The organism is Arthrobacter yangruifuii, assembly GCF_009192775.1.
Classification (GTDB): Bacteria; Actinomycetota; Actinomycetes; order Actinomycetales; family Micrococcaceae; genus Arthrobacter_B; species Arthrobacter_B yangruifuii.
Genome location: NZ_VTFX01000001.1, coordinates 524,267 through 537,985, shown reverse-complemented (window position 1 = coordinate 537,985; position 13,719 = coordinate 524,267). Strand labels below are relative to the sequence as shown.

Genomic DNA, 13,719 nt, shown 5'->3' with positions numbered 1-13,719 from the left:
CCCGTCTCGCGTATAACAGGACGCAGACCGCAGGAGCCGGCTACCGTCGACCCCGCCGCCCACCTAAGGAGACATCCGCATGAACGCACGCCCTTCGACACTGCTGGAAGACGGAGCCTCGCTGGAGCTGGTGGGCACGGGCGCGGTCTGGGCCGAAGGCCCCACCTGGGTCCCGGAGCGCAATGCGGTGCGGTACAGCGATGTCCGGTCCAACCGGATCCTGGAATACAGCGAAACCACCGGTGAGCTGAGCGTGTACGGGCAGGACATCGAGTTCACCAACGGCCGCGCCCTGGACCCGGACGGCTCCGTGGTGCAGTGCTCGCACGGACGCCGGGCCATCGAACGCGACCGCAGCGGCGCCGTGGAAACCCTGGTGGACCGCTTCGGCGACGTGCGCTTCAACTCGCCCAACGACGTCGTCGTGAAGTCGGACGGCACCATCTGGTTCTCCGATCCTTCCTATGGGATCGACAACCCGGCCGAGGGCCATCCCGGCGAGCTGGAGTACGGGGACCGGTATGTGTTCCGCTTCGACCCGGCCAGCGGGGACCTGACCGCGGTGATCACCGACATCATGGCCCCCAACGGCCTGGCATTCTCTCCGGACGAGTCCGTCCTCTACGTTTCGGATACTGCCGAGGAAGCGGTTTCCCCGTACGGTCCGGCGCAGTCCGCGGGCAATCCCATCCGTGCGTACGACGTCGTCGGGGGCCGTCAGGCGAAGAACGGGCGGGTGTTCGTCCGCGTTGCTCCGGGGGTGCCTGACGGGTTCCGGGTGGATACGGACGGGAATATCTGGTCCTCCGGCGGCGACGGCGTGCGGGTTTTCTCCCCGGCCGGCGAGCTGCTGGAGTTCATCCCGGTGCCTGAAACCGTCAGCAACGTCTGCTTCGGCGGGCAGGACGGCCGAACGCTCTACATGACGGCAACCTCCAGCCTGTACCGGATCCGCACCACGGCCAGCGACGCCGCGGCCGCCCTGCGCGCGAACCGGTAGGGGCACCGCGCGGCACCTGGCACCGTTCTAGACTGGGGTTATGTCAGCGCCGTTAGGCGGTGCATTGGCGCAGCGCGTCGTGGACCGTATCTCCCCCACCCTCCGCCACAACGTCAACGTCATGGATGCCGCGGGACTCATCATCGCCTCGCGGGATGCCTCCCGAATCGGGACGATGCATGCAGGTGCCCGGGAGGTTGTGGCAACGGGTGCCCCCGTCGTCATCCGGCATGCGGGGGAACGCGACGGCATGCGGGCCGGCGTGAACTGTCCAATTGAACTCGACGGTGCCGTGGTGGGAGTGGTTGGCCTGACGGGCGCACCCGAGGTGGTGATGCCGCTGGCCGACGTGGTGGTCCTGACCATCCGGTTGCTGCTGGAGCGCGACCGGGAAATGGACAGTACCGCACTGCGTGAGGCGCGGAACAGGGAACTGCTCGCCCGCCTCATCAACGGCGGCGCCCCCTCGGCGTCCGTAGAGCGGGAACTGGCCGCCGGCTCCCCGTCCCTGCCCGGACCCTGGAGGATGGCGGCGGTCCTGGACCGTACCCCCACGGGCCGTCCAGTCCACCGGCTCCCGGTACGTTCCGGCCTGGTCGGTGACGTGCTGGCCCGGCCGGACCGCTACCGCTCGGCTTCCTTCCAGGGCGCTCTCTGGGTCCTGCTGGCTGCCCACGACACCGGTGCGCTCGCCGATGCGGTGTCGGCCAGCGGCTCGGTGCTGCTGCTGGGTGGTGCCTGCAGCGCAGGGGGGACGCTCCAGTCCACGGCGAAGACCCTCAACCTGCTTGTCGCCCGTCCGGAACTTCTCCCGTCGACGCAGTCTGTTCTTCACCTTCGGGAGTTGAGCGCCGAACTGGCGGTGGCCTGCATGCCCCGCGAGGCTGCCGGGCTGCTGGCCGCACACATCTCGGACCTGACCGATACCCAGCGGACAACGCTGGCCGCTTTCCTGGACGCCGGCGGGTCAATTTCCGAAGCTTCCCGTGTCCTCTTTGCGCACCGGAACACCGTCATCCAGAGGCTGGACCGCATCGCGGAGATCACACAGTTGAACCCCCGGGACGCAAACCACGCGTTAACACTGCGGCTGGGCTTAATTGCGGCCCGGGTGTAATCGGCTATCTCGGTGTGCAATATGGCCGCTCCTCTGCACGAAGACGGCGCATATTATGGCTAAAACAGCCATAGGTCTGTGAGAGCAGGCACACTAATGTTGAAAGGGTGCCAAATTCCCGCCCGCCCCTGATTGTTGTTGCGCCTGATTCGTTTAAAGGCAGTATCTCCGCCGCCGGCGCGGCCGCTGCGATGGCCCGCGGGGCACGCTTTGCTTTCGGCGCGGCCGCCCGGATTATCGAAATTCCGATGGCTGACGGCGGCGAGGGGACCCTCGATGCGCTGCTGGCTGCCTGGCGTTGCCCGCCGTTGTTCACCGCCGCCACCGACGCGCTGGGCCGCCCGAAAACGGCCCGTTACGGGGTGTCCGCCGACGGACTTACCGGCATCATCGAAGCGGCCGAGGGGAACGGGCTTCCCGACGTATTAGATGTACCCCTGCAGCCGCTGCGCGCGGACAGCTACGGAGTGGGCACCATTGCCGGGCACCTCCTGGATGAGGGCGTCGAGGAGATCCTGCTGTGCATCGGCGGATCGGCCAGCACCGATGGCGGCACCGGGCTGCTTTCCGCCCTCGGGGTGCGTTTCCTTGATGCCACCGGCAACCCGGTGGCTCCGGGCGGCGCCGGACTGGGCGCTATCCACACGGTTGACGTTTCCGGGCTGCACCCGCGCGCGGCAGCCGTAAAATGGCGGGTCGCCGTGGACGTTGCCAACCCGCTCTGCGGGGAACAGGGAGCCGCCGCCGTCTTCGGCCCGCAAAAGGGGGCCGGCCCGGAAGATGTGAAGCTGCTGGACGCCGGCCTGGCGAACCTGGCCCGGGTCCTCACGGATTTCCGTCCTCCTGTGGAGTCAAACGGCCGTCCCGGAACCTACCTCACGGCCCCCGGTTTCGGTGCCGCCGGCGGCCTGCCGCTGTCCCTGGTCGCGCTGCTCGGAGCGGAAACGGTCCCGGGCGCGGAACTGGTGAGTGATGCGGTTGGCCTGCGGGCGGCCCTGGCCCATGCCGACGTCGTGCTGACGGGCGAGGGCTGCCTGGACACCCAGTCGCTGGGCGGCAAGGTAGTGGATGCGGTCCGGCGTCTTGCGCCGTCGGCCAGTCCGCTCGTCGTGGTCGCGGGAACCGTCCAGCTCAGCGCCGCGCAGAGCATGGAGGCCGGGATCACGGTTGCGGTGTCCATTGCCCGCGGACCGGCAACCCTGGCGGAACTCACCGCCAATGCGGAGCTGCTCATTGAGGATGCCGCTGCTCGGGCCTGCTGCGGGCTGGCGTTCCTGCCGGGCACCGAGCGGAGTTTTGGACTCGCCGAAAGCGCGTGATTCCATGATTTGTCCTGTTGATAAACATCGACGTTTTTCGCTTTAAAGGAACCCCATGATTGATCTGTTGATACTGCTGCTGCTCGTGATCGGCATTGTCGTCGTCACGGCGAAGCTTAAAATCTCGCCTTTCCTCGCCCTGCTTGGGGCAGCGCTCATCGGTGCATTTGCCTTCCGGCTGCCCGTTGAGGAAATCATTCCGACCATTACGACGGCGTTCGGCAACACCATGGGCAACATCGGCCTGGTGATCCTGTTCGGCACGATGATAGGCGTGATCCTGGAGCGTTCCGGCGGAGCGATTGCCATGGCTGATGCACTGATCAAGGTTTTGGGGACGCGGTTCCCCACCCTGACCATGAGCATCATCGGCTATATTGTCTCCATTCCGGTGTTCTGCGATTCCGGATACATCATTTTGAATTCGCTGAAAAAAGCCATGGCGGAGCGGACCAAGGTGTCGCTGGTGGCTATGTCCATTGCGCTGATGACCGGCCTGTACGCCACACACACGATGGTTCCGCCCACGCCCGGGCCGCTGGCTGCTGCCTCCAACCTCAATGTCGTGGACAGCCTGGGCCTGCTGATCGGCCTGGGCCTGGTGGTCGCTGCGGTGTCGGCCGGGGCCGCGCTGCTCTATGCCAACCGCTTCCTGAAGAAGGACATCCAGTTGCTGCCCGTCCCCGCCGAAGAAGCGGATGTCAGCTACGAGGACCTCAAGACGCAGTACGGAAAGCTGCCGAGCGGCTTTATGGCCTTCCTGCCGATTCTGCTGCCGATCCTGCTTATCTGCCTGTCCTCCATAGCCAAGCTGCCCGGTGCCCCGATGGGTGCAGGCGGCCTGGCCGCCACCGTCACCTTTATCGGCACACCGGTCATCGCCCTGGCTTTTGGCCTGGTGGCGGCCGTGTTCCTGCTCAACGGCAAGGGCAAGCTCACCAGCTTCAACACCCAGATCACCGACTCCATTGTGCTGGCTGCCCCCATCCTGCTGATCACCAGCGCCGGTGCGGCCTTCGGCGGAGTGCTGGGCAAGAGCCCGATCACCGCTTTCCTCTCCGACAATCTGGCGACACTGGGGCTGGGTATCGCCGTACCCTTCGTCATCTCGGCGGCGTTGAAGACCGCGCAGGGCTCGTCCACGGTGGCCATGGTCACGACGTCGGCCATGCTGCTCCCGCTGCTGGAGCCGCTGGGCCTGGCCACCGGTGCCGGTCCCGTGCTGGCGGTTCTCGCCATCGGCGCCGGCGCCATGGTGGTGTCCCACGCCAACGACTCCTACTTCTGGGTGGTTTCGCAGTTCAGCCGGATCCCCACGGCTACGGCCTACCGCACTCTGACTCCGGCCACCGCTGTACAGGGCGTTGCCGGCTTCGCGGCGGTCTGGGTGCTGAGCCTGTTTATGCTCTGACACGTGAAGCTCTGACACCCTGAGGCTGCGGCACGGAATGTACCTGTTTCCCCGGCATTTCCCCACCCTGCCGCCCGGCTTTCTCCGGCTTCCTCCGGCCGTCCGGAAAAGCGGCCGGAGGGGTATCCGGACCGTACGCTGCGGGTTCATACTGCTGCCGTAGCGGGCGCCCGGGCTCTGGACGGCGCCCAGTCCCGACGGCGTAAGCCGCAGACGGATCGGAGCGGATATGGCCATCACTTCGGGCGGGGGAAGGTCCTTCCTCCGGCGGAAGCCCATTGACGACGTCGATGAGGAAAAGTCCGGCACCAAACTATTCAAGAGCCTCGGGCTGTGGCAGCTTACCGCTATCGGTGTGGGTGGCATTATCGGCATCGGTATTTTCACCCTCGCCGGGCTGGTGGCCAACGGGGGTGCGGATGCTTCCCCGGTGGGTCCGGCGGTGTTGATTTCTTTCCTGGTTGCAGGCCTGGCCAGCGCCGCGGCGGCCATGTCCTATGCCGAGTTTGCGGGCATGGTGCCGCGTGCCGGCTCAGCCTATACGTACGGGTACGTGGCGCTGGGCGAATTGATCGGGTGGTTCATCGGCTGGGATCTGCTCCTGGAATACACGGCCATTGTGGCCGTGGTGGCCATTGGCATCTCGGGCTACTTCACCGAGTTCCTCGCCGGTTTCGGCATCGACATGCCGGTCTGGATGCAGGGCACCGCGGATACTATCCAGGGTGGGCTGATCAACCTGCCCGCCGCCGTCGTGTGCCTGTTCATCACCTGGATCCTCAGCCGCGGCACCAAAACCTTCGGCCGTTTTGAGCTGGTGGCCGTGGGTTTGAAAGTCCTGCTGGTGCTGTTCATTGTGGGGCTGGGATTCTTCTACGTGAATACGGACAATTACACACCGTTCCTGCCCAGCGGTTTCGGGGCGGTGTTCACCGGCGCCGCCACCGTATTCTTTGCCGTCTTCGGCTATGACGCCATGAGCACCGCCGCAGAGGAAGCCAAGGACGGGAAGAAACACATGCCCAAGGCCATCCTGCTGTCCCTGGGGGTGGCGATGGTCCTGTACATTCTGGCCACCCTGGTACTGACCGGCATGCAGAATTACCGTGACATCAGCCCCACCGCCGGTTTCGCCTCGGCCTTCCAATCGGTTGGACTGCCCGTCATCGCCACCGTCATTTCAGCCTTCGCGGTGTTGTCCATCCTTACCGTGATGCTCACCTTCCTGTTGGGCGTCACCCGGGTCTGGTTCTCCATGAGCCGCGACGGACTGCTGCCCGGCTGGTTCGCCGGAACCGATAAGCGCGGCACCCCGCAGCGCGTGACGTGGATTGCCGGCGGCGCATCCACCCTGCTCGCCGGGTTCTTCCCCATCCGAGCCGTGGCGGATCTGACCAACATCGGCATCCTGGCCGCCTTTGTGGTGGTCTGCGTGGCCGTGATTGTGCTCCGCCGCAGCCAACCGGACGCCCCGCGCGAATTCCGCCTGCCCCTAATGCCGTGGGTGCCGGCCTTCGGGGTGCTGGCGTCAGGATTCCTGATGCTTCAGCTGCACTGGGAAACCTGGCTGCGCTTCGCCATCTGGCTGGTCATCGGGATCCTGGTCTACGCATTTTACGGATATCGACATTCCCTGCTGAACCCGAACAGTCCAAGGCACCTGCCCCTGAGGGCAAATCCCCAACCGGAAAACTGAGCGGTTACCGCTTAGGCACGGAATGCCGGCAGGCATCATATCTTCCCCTTCGATAAATACCGGCTATTATCTGCGGTACGGGTTCCGGATAACTGGGCCCTTAGCCGGGGGGAATTACCAAATGGGCAGTCAGTCTCAGACCATGCCTGCTGTGCGGAGGCGGTCCACTATGCTTTTCCGTCGCGCACGCAGCGGACTAGTGCTTATTGCCGTTTTCTGGCTTTGGATGCTTTTCGGTGCCGCGGATTTTGTTGCCGCTCTTTTCGGATCGCCCATTCATGCCGCACTGGCCGTGTGCCTCCTCGGCGCTCTGACACTTGTTTCGCTGCTTTTCCTGCCCATTTGCGTGGCATACCTCGTGCTCCACAAGCCGCAGGCCGGGTCACAGACTGCATCGCAGGCCCGATCGACGGCCGCCCCACAGTCCCGCCCGGCGCAGGAGGACGGGCTGGCACCTGTCATCCGGATGATTCCCGGCCGAGCCGCCGCCCGCGGAGCAGAGCTGACCGGCCGAGCAGCCGCCAAATGGCGGGACCTGGCTTCCTGATCCGCTCAACCGCCTGAGCTCCTCCCCGGTCTTTCCCTGGTCCTGGACCGGAATGTCAGAGGCAGTTGCCAAGGTGGAGGCATGAGTTCCTCCATCGGCACCCGGATGCCCGTCGCACCCGCCGCTCCAGTCACCCACGCCCGCTACCGCCGGGAACCCTACGTCCGCTGCCAGACCGGCAGCGGCAGCGTCGATGGGAAGGCCGTGGCCTGGACCCGCACGGAGGTCCTCCTGCACTGGATTGACGACGACGGCCAGGCCCACAACCGGTGGACGCCGGCTCCCACGGTGCGCAGGATTACCCGGGATGAGTCTGCCTGGCGTGACCCCTATGACGACTTCCGCTTCTATTACCAGCCTGCCCTGGCCGCCTGAGCCAATCTGCGGATTACTTCGGCACAAGTCCCGGCACGGCCGGTGCACCCTTGACGCACCGCAACGCGCGGGGGCAGATGGAGGAATACAGCGAAAACCGCTGCGCACGGAACCGTGTTCCGTTGATACTTGCTCCGGACGGCAGGACGTTGGCGCGTGGACTTTAAGCATGTGATTGAAGCCGTGGGTGAATTCATGGACCTGGCGGGGGTGGCAGCCATCGTCCTCGGGGCCGCGGGCGCCACCGTCGCCGCGTTCGCCGCCGCACTGCGTCGGCAAGGTCCGGTTTACGAGGAATACCGCCAGCGTCTGGGCCGAAGCATCCTGCTCGGATTGGAGCTGCTGGTGGCCGCGGACATCATCCGCACCGTGGCAGTGACGCCTACCTTCGAATCGGTCGGAATACTTGCCGTTATCGTGCTCATTCGTACATTTCTGAGTTATTCACTGCAGTTGGAAGTGACAGGGCACCTGCCCTGGAAGCGTCCCGTGGAAACCGTGGAGGATAAGAACAAATAACAGTTCCACTTAATCAGTTTTTAGCCTTGACATAGATGCCCAAGCAAATATCGTTCTCGGCATGATCAATTCAGTCTCGAGCCTTCCGTTTATGATTTCCGCATCCGAATTCACTACCACCACCACCACTAACCCAGACGTGGACCCGGGTATGGTCATCGCGAGTTTCCTCGTCATCCTCGTCATCAGCCTTGTCCTGAGCGGCCTCGCCATGATGGGGATGTTCAAGAAAGCCGGCCGGAAGACCTGGGAAGCCTTCATTCCCGTGTATTCCTCGGTCATTCTGTACCGCATTGCCGGCATGTCCGGCTGGTGGGTCCTGGCTGGCCTGGTGCCGTTCCTGAACATTGTTGCCGTGGTGCTCCTGGCGATCAACCTCGCGAAGGTGTTCGGCCAGACCGCCGTCATTGCCGTGCTGATCGCCCTCTTCAGCTTCATCATGTACTTCTATCTCTCGTACGGCTCCGCCCGCTATCTCGGTCCGCAGGCCAGCAAGGCCCCCTTCGGTGCGGGCAACCAGGCCCAGCCCAGCTACACGCCGGCCGGACGCTAACTCCTTTCATCCGTCCAAGGCGCGCATCCCGGCAGGGATGCGCGCCTTCTTCTTTGCTCCGGGGTCCTCCCGGCGTGCATCCGGAACGCGAAAACCGATGTCCGGCGGCGGACCCTGAAAAATTGTTAGGCATGCCGAACTTAGGATGCTAGGTTTCTGTCATGGCACGTACCGTCCCGTCCCCCGACACCGCTGCGCGTCCTGCGGCCCGTCCCCGCAACATCCTCTGGCTGCTCGGCCCCGCGCTGGTGGCCGGCGTCGCGTACCTGGATCCGGGCAACGTCGCGAGCAACATGACGGCGGGAGCCAAGTTCGGATACCTGCTGGTCTGGGTAGTGGTGACCGGCAACATCATGGCGTGGCTGATCCAGTACCTCTCCGCCAAACTGGGCCTGGTCACCGGCCGCAGCCTGCCCGAGTTGCTCGGGGAACGCATTGGCCGCAAACCGGCCCGGCGGCTCTACTGGCTGCAGGCCGAGCTCGTGGCCATGGCAACCGACGTCGCAGAGGTGATCGGCGGCGCCGTCGCGCTTTGGCTGCTCTTCGACCTCCCGCTGTTCGTGGGCGGAATCATCACCGGCGGCATCTCCATGGTGGTGCTGCAACTGCAGAACAGCGGACGGCACCGGAGCTTCGAATATGTCATTGTGACGCTGATGCTGGTCATTGCCGTCGGCTTCACGGCCGGTGTCTTCCTCACCCCGCCCGACGGCGGTGCGGTGGTTGAAGGCCTGGTGCCCCGTTTCGAGGGCAGCGAGTCGGTGCTGCTCGCCGCGTCCATTCTGGGTGCCACCGTGATGCCGCACGCCATTTACGCCCACTCCGCGCTGACGCGTGACCGCTTCCCCGCACGGACCGCCACGCTCACCACACGCCGGCTGATCACGGCCACCAAGTGGGACGTGACCATTGCCCTGACCGTGGCAGGTTCAGTGAATCTCGCCATCCTGCTGCTGGCCGCCGGTTCCCTGCAGGGCGTGGCGGGGACCGACACCCTCGAAGGGGCGCATGCCGCCATCGCCGTCTCAATGGGCGGTGCGGTGGCTACCCTGTTTGCGGTCGGGCTGCTCGCGTCCGGGCTGGCGTCGACGTCGGTGGGTGCCTACGCAGGTGCCGAGATCATGCAGGGCCTGCTGAAGGTCCGCATTCCCATGCTGCTGCGCCGCCTGATCACCCTGCTTCCCGCACTGGCGATCCTCGCCGTCGGCATCGATCCCACCTATGCGCTGATCCTCAGCCAGGTCATCCTGTCCTTCGGCATTCCGTTTGCGCTGATTCCGCTGGTCTGGCTGACGGCACAGCCGGATCTGATGGGCGCGCACCGCAACCGCTGGTGGACCACGGGACTGGGGGTGCTGGTCTCGGTGCTGCTGGTGGGGCTCAACATCACCCTGCTGGTGCTGACCTTTTCCGGCGCCTGACTCCTGTTCCACGCCGGACATCGCAAGCGGCGGGCGTTCCGCCGCCGACTGCGTTATTGATTCAGGGAACCTTCCACCAGAGCGGTGGCGATGCTGTCCGCATCCGCCTGCGCGGCCAGGAACCGTTCAGCATCCAGCGCAGCGGAGCAACCCGTGCCGGCAGCGGTGATTGCCTGCCGGTAGCGGTGATCCACGGCGTCTCCGCACGCGAAAACCCCGTCCAGATTGGTTTGGGTGCTGGGAGCCGCGACCCTGATATAGCCTTCACCATCCAGATCCACCTGTCCTGCCAGCAGGTCCGTCCGCGGGGCATGGCCGATGGCGACGAAGATTCCCTGCGCCGGCACCTCCCGCGTGGTGCCGGTGACGGTGTCTGTGAGCGTCAGTCCGGTGACCTTGTCCGTACCGGAAATGGCGGTGACCTCGCTGTTGAATTCAAAGCGGATCTTCGCATGGTCCCTGGCCCGCTGGGCCATGATCCGCGAAGCGCGCAGCGCGTCCCGGCGGACGACGACGGTCACCGAGGCAGCGAAGCGGGTCAGGAACAGCGCTTCCTCCATGGCGGAATCCCCTCCCCCGACCACCACGATGTCCTGGTTACGGAAGAAGAAGCCGTCGCAGGTGGCACACCAGGAGATGCCTCGGCCGTTGAGCTGCTTTTCCTCGGGCAGTCCCAGTTCCTTGTAGACGGAGCCGGTGGCAAGGATGACGCTGCGGGCCTTGTAGGTTTTCCCGCTGCCGGTGGCCACCCGCTTGGTGTGGGTGGCCAGATCCACTGACACGGCGTCGTCGTACTCCACCAGCGCACCGAATTTCTCCGCCTGCCGTCGGAGATTGTCCATCAGGTCCGGGCCGAGGATGCCGTCCGGAAAACCCGGAAAGTTTTCCACCTCCGTGGTGTTCATCAGGGCACCGCCGGCCGTAACCGATCCGGCGAGGATCCGTGGTTTCAACCCGGCACGGGCGGCATAGATCCCGGCGGTATATCCGGCCGGACCGGACCCGATGATGAGAACGGAATCGGTGCCCATCTGCTCTTCCCTTCCCTGCGGCGTTCTTTCAAGTCTGGCCCGGCGCGGGTTAGGGTGTGTACCCCCGGGCGCGCTTTCGCGGTACCGGACACGGCAAAGGAGCCACAGTGGCAGCGGTACGCATCGAACTGCTTCAGCTTTCCCGCGGCGTCATTGATTCGCTCGCCGCCGGTAATCTCGTCGCAGCCAACCGGCAGGCGCCGTTGGAACTCACGGAGCATTTTTCGCAGGACCGGCAGTCGCTGTGGCGGATGCGAAGTGCCCAGCTGCAGGAGCACCCCTCAGACGCGGCCTGGATTTCGCGGGCAATCTACGATCCCGGGCTGGGGCGGGCCGTGGGCGTTGCCGGATTCCATGGGCCTCCCGATGACAGCGGAATGGTGGAAGTTGGATATTCGGTGGATCCGGCTTACCGGCGCAGGGGCTACGCTCGGGCCGCACTCCAGGCGTTGTTGGAGGTGGCTGCCCGCGATCCGTCCATCCATACGGTCCGTGCCACTATCAGCCCGGACAATTCCGCGTCCCGGCGCCTCGTGGAACAATACGGTTTTGTCGCCAAGGGTGAGCAATGGGATGACGAGGACGGCCTGGAAATCATCTACGAGGTCGACGCCGGCGGGGCAGGCTCTGCTGTCCGCACCGTTCCTGAGTAGGCGGTCTTTTCCTTCAAAGGAGATGCTGTGCCTGGTGGCCTGGATAAGCCCCTTACCTTGTTACCTCCCCGGCAGAAAAACTGCCCGATGCCGGCCGCTGGCTTCACCCGGGGTCCGAGACAACCTGACCCGGAGGGCATATTTCAGGGCAGGTAATTTCGCACGAAAGACAGGTATTTCCGGCTTTCCCGGAGGGCCGGTTTTGGCCTGTTTTCGGGCCGGAAATGTCAGTGCCGGGTGAAATCCTGAGGGTATGGATCAGCTCGGGAACACCGAACCGACAACCGAAGAACCAGGCGCCGACAACCCGCTGCCGGGTGGGCAGACCGGTGAAGCGGATGCTTCACGCACGCCCTGCACGCTGGCGGTATATCGGGCGGTTCCGGATGCCAGTGGTGACGGTGGCGACGGTACGGACTCCGACGACGACAGTACCCAGACCGGCACTGGCACTTCCACAGATACCACCTCCGGCGTTAGGGCCACCGATGCCGCTTCGGCGCCTGCTGCCACCCTCTTTGACGCACCCATTCCCGCACCGGATTCCGCGTCCGCCTCGACTACCACCGGACCCGCAGAATCCCGCCACGATCCAGGGGACACCACAGGGTCGGCGGCCGCTGAATCTGCAAAGCCCGCTGAATCTGCCGAACCCGCTGAACCTGCGGAACCAGCCACTGGTGCCACCGGAGTTGATGGCTTTCCCGACGGTTTTACCGGGGTGCTGGCGATGGCGAATCTGGAGTCCTTCGACGAACACGCCACCGGTGAGGTGTTGGCCCGTCTGTCGCATTTGGTCCGGTGGACGCAGGCCCAGCAGGCCCGCGCGCTCAACCATATGGAGGAACTGTTCCGCAAGGACGTATGCAAGCACTTCGGCAGTGAAGGTCCCGGGCTCGCGTTCAGCCTCGCCGCCTCCGAATGCGCCGCGATCCTGAACGTTCCCCAGACCACCGCCCAAGGCATGATGGTCGAAGCCGGCAGACTCTGCACCACCCATACCGCCACCCTGACCGGACTGGAACAAGGACGCTTCTCCTATGCGCACGCCCAGGTGGTCCTGGATCAGTGCGAGAACATACCCTCCGCGGAACTTCCCGAGTTCGAGGCCGAACTGCTCGCCAAAGCCGAAGGCATAACCCGGCCACAGTTCTGCGCCAAAGCCCGCAGGCTGCGGGAGAAAACCTATCCCGAGACCATTCCCGAACGGCGCCGGACAGCGTTCGAGAAACGGAAAGTGGTCCTGGAACGGGACGAGGACGGCATGTCCTGGCTCTCCGCCCATCTACGGGCCGAACATGCCCAGCAGATATACACGGCCCTGTGTACGTCGGCTAGGGGTGAGCAGGCTGACGGGGACCTGCGGACAACGGACCAGCTGCGGGCCGACATCCTGACCCAGCTGCTCATGGGCGGCCTAGGTTCACCCCGCGGAGACGGTGCCTCGAAGCCAGGACACGCATCGGATAGCGATTCAGGCAAAGAGGGTCCCGCAGGTGTTCTGCCGCGGGCAGAGATCATGGTGCTGATCAACGCCGAAACCCTCTTCGGAGCCGACGAACAGCCGGCCGAACTCCACGGCTATGGACCCATCAGCGCCGACGCCGCCCGCAGACTCGCACGCAACGCCGTCCACTGGACCGGACTGGCCCAGGACCCAACCACCGGAGAGATCCTCGGGGTAGGCAGACGCCGTAAAGTCCCCGCCGGACTGGCCCGCTGGTTGCGGGCACGCGACGGGACCTGCCGGTTCCCCGGCTGCAGGGTCAGCACCGCGGTCACGGAAATCGACCACACCACCGACTGGGCAAAAGGCGGCGACACCGAACACGGAAACCTGGAACACCTCTGCCGCCGGCACCACCGGTTCAAGACTCTGGGGTTCTGGAAAGCCACCCAACCCACACCCGGGGTGATGGAATGGACGTCCCCGACGGGACGGGTCTACCGGACCGAGCCCTTCCTGGAACTGGGGGTAGTACGCGACACCGCTGGTCCGCCGGGCACGGAATCGACCCTGGGTGAGGATGACAGCCCGCAGGAACCGGCACCGTTCTGAGGAACTTTCCGAACATGA

Annotated in this window: 13 protein-coding genes; 12 read left to right on the top strand and 1 reads right to left on the bottom strand. The window is 64.9% G+C overall.

Features of this window, described 5'->3' with window-relative positions; all coding sequences use genetic code 11:
- Positions 1-79 precede the first annotated feature (79 nt).
- The 10 genes from GD627_RS02650 to GD627_RS02605 all read left to right on the top strand — a co-directional run bounded on the left by GD627_RS02650 (position 80) and on the right by GD627_RS02605 (position 9,958).
- Positions 80-1,000: an SMP-30/gluconolactonase/LRE family protein gene (locus GD627_RS02650; RefSeq protein ID WP_152271236.1), complete on the top strand. Its 921-nt coding sequence runs from the start codon at positions 80-82 to the stop codon at positions 998-1,000.
- Positions 1,001-1,040: 40 nt separating this feature from the next.
- The gene (locus GD627_RS02645; RefSeq protein ID WP_152271235.1) at positions 1,041-2,117 is read left to right on the top strand and encodes a CdaR family transcriptional regulator; all 1,077 of its coding nucleotides are present in this window, start codon (positions 1,041-1,043) and stop codon (positions 2,115-2,117) included.
- A 107-nt stretch (positions 2,118-2,224) separates the two neighbouring features.
- The gene (locus GD627_RS02640) at positions 2,225-3,436 is read left to right on the top strand and encodes a glycerate kinase (protein WP_152271234.1); all 1,212 of its coding nucleotides are present in this window, start codon (positions 2,225-2,227) and stop codon (positions 3,434-3,436) included.
- A gap of 55 nt (positions 3,437-3,491) precedes the next feature.
- On the top strand, positions 3,492-4,847 hold the full coding sequence (locus GD627_RS02635; RefSeq protein ID WP_152271233.1) for a GntP family permease: 1,356 nt from the start codon (positions 3,492-3,494) through the stop codon (positions 4,845-4,847).
- Between the two features lie 229 nt (positions 4,848-5,076).
- The gene (locus GD627_RS02630; protein WP_146360443.1) at positions 5,077-6,543 is read left to right on the top strand and encodes an amino acid permease; all 1,467 of its coding nucleotides are present in this window, start codon (positions 5,077-5,079) and stop codon (positions 6,541-6,543) included.
- 169 nt (positions 6,544-6,712) lie between these two features.
- Positions 6,713-7,090: a hypothetical protein gene (locus tag GD627_RS02625; RefSeq protein WP_152271232.1), complete on the top strand. Its 378-nt coding sequence runs from the start codon at positions 6,713-6,715 to the stop codon at positions 7,088-7,090.
- 81 nt (positions 7,091-7,171) lie between these two features.
- Positions 7,172-7,465: a hypothetical protein gene (locus tag GD627_RS02620; protein ID WP_152271231.1), complete on the top strand. Its 294-nt coding sequence runs from the start codon at positions 7,172-7,174 to the stop codon at positions 7,463-7,465.
- Between the two features lie 156 nt (positions 7,466-7,621).
- The gene (locus tag GD627_RS02615; protein WP_152271230.1) at positions 7,622-7,984 is read left to right on the top strand and encodes a DUF1622 domain-containing protein; all 363 of its coding nucleotides are present in this window, start codon (positions 7,622-7,624) and stop codon (positions 7,982-7,984) included.
- Between the two features lie 61 nt (positions 7,985-8,045).
- Positions 8,046-8,537, top strand: a complete 492-nt coding sequence (locus GD627_RS02610; RefSeq protein ID WP_152271229.1) for a DUF5684 domain-containing protein — start codon at positions 8,046-8,048, stop codon at positions 8,535-8,537.
- Positions 8,538-8,698: 161 nt separating this feature from the next.
- Entirely contained in the window at positions 8,699-9,958 is a 1,260-nt protein-coding gene (locus GD627_RS02605; RefSeq protein WP_152271228.1) for an Nramp family divalent metal transporter, read from the top strand.
- Between the two features lie 53 nt (positions 9,959-10,011).
- On the opposite strand, the gene trxB is transcribed toward GD627_RS02605, so the two are convergent.
- A complete protein-coding gene (gene trxB / locus GD627_RS02600) occupies positions 10,012-10,989 on the bottom strand; it encodes a thioredoxin-disulfide reductase (protein WP_152271227.1) in 978 nt (325 codons plus the stop codon).
- A gap of 107 nt (positions 10,990-11,096) precedes the next feature.
- Between trxB and GD627_RS02595 the strand changes: the two genes are divergently transcribed.
- Both GD627_RS02595 and GD627_RS02590 read left to right on the top strand, forming a co-directional pair.
- A complete protein-coding gene (locus GD627_RS02595; protein WP_246165273.1) occupies positions 11,097-11,642 on the top strand; it encodes a GNAT family N-acetyltransferase in 546 nt (181 codons plus the stop codon).
- Between the two features lie 253 nt (positions 11,643-11,895).
- Positions 11,896-13,701, top strand: a complete 1,806-nt coding sequence (locus GD627_RS02590) for an HNH endonuclease signature motif containing protein (protein ID WP_152271226.1) — start codon at positions 11,896-11,898, stop codon at positions 13,699-13,701.
- Positions 13,702-13,719 lie beyond the last annotated feature (18 nt).

Coding starts and splice junctions, on each gene's coding strand:
- GD627_RS02650 (WP_152271236.1), top strand. CDS start 80: ATGAACGCACGCCCTTCGACACTGCTGGAAGACGGAGCCTCGCTGGAG.
- GD627_RS02645 (WP_152271235.1), top strand. CDS start 1,041: ATGTCAGCGCCGTTAGGCGGTGCATTGGCGCAGCGCGTCGTGGACCGT.
- GD627_RS02635 (WP_152271233.1), top strand. CDS start 3,492: ATGATTGATCTGTTGATACTGCTGCTGCTCGTGATCGGCATTGTCGTC.
- GD627_RS02630 (WP_146360443.1), top strand. CDS start 5,077: ATGGCCATCACTTCGGGCGGGGGAAGGTCCTTCCTCCGGCGGAAGCCC.
- GD627_RS02625 (WP_152271232.1), top strand. CDS start 6,713: ATGCTTTTCCGTCGCGCACGCAGCGGACTAGTGCTTATTGCCGTTTTC.
- GD627_RS02620 (WP_152271231.1), top strand. CDS start 7,172: ATGAGTTCCTCCATCGGCACCCGGATGCCCGTCGCACCCGCCGCTCCA.
- GD627_RS02610 (WP_152271229.1), top strand. CDS start 8,046: ATGATCAATTCAGTCTCGAGCCTTCCGTTTATGATTTCCGCATCCGAA.
- GD627_RS02605 (WP_152271228.1), top strand. CDS start 8,699: ATGGCACGTACCGTCCCGTCCCCCGACACCGCTGCGCGTCCTGCGGCC.
- trxB (WP_152271227.1), bottom strand. CDS start 10,989: ATGGGCACCGATTCCGTTCTCATCATCGGGTCCGGTCCGGCCGGATAT.
- GD627_RS02590 (WP_152271226.1), top strand. CDS start 11,896: ATGGATCAGCTCGGGAACACCGAACCGACAACCGAAGAACCAGGCGCC.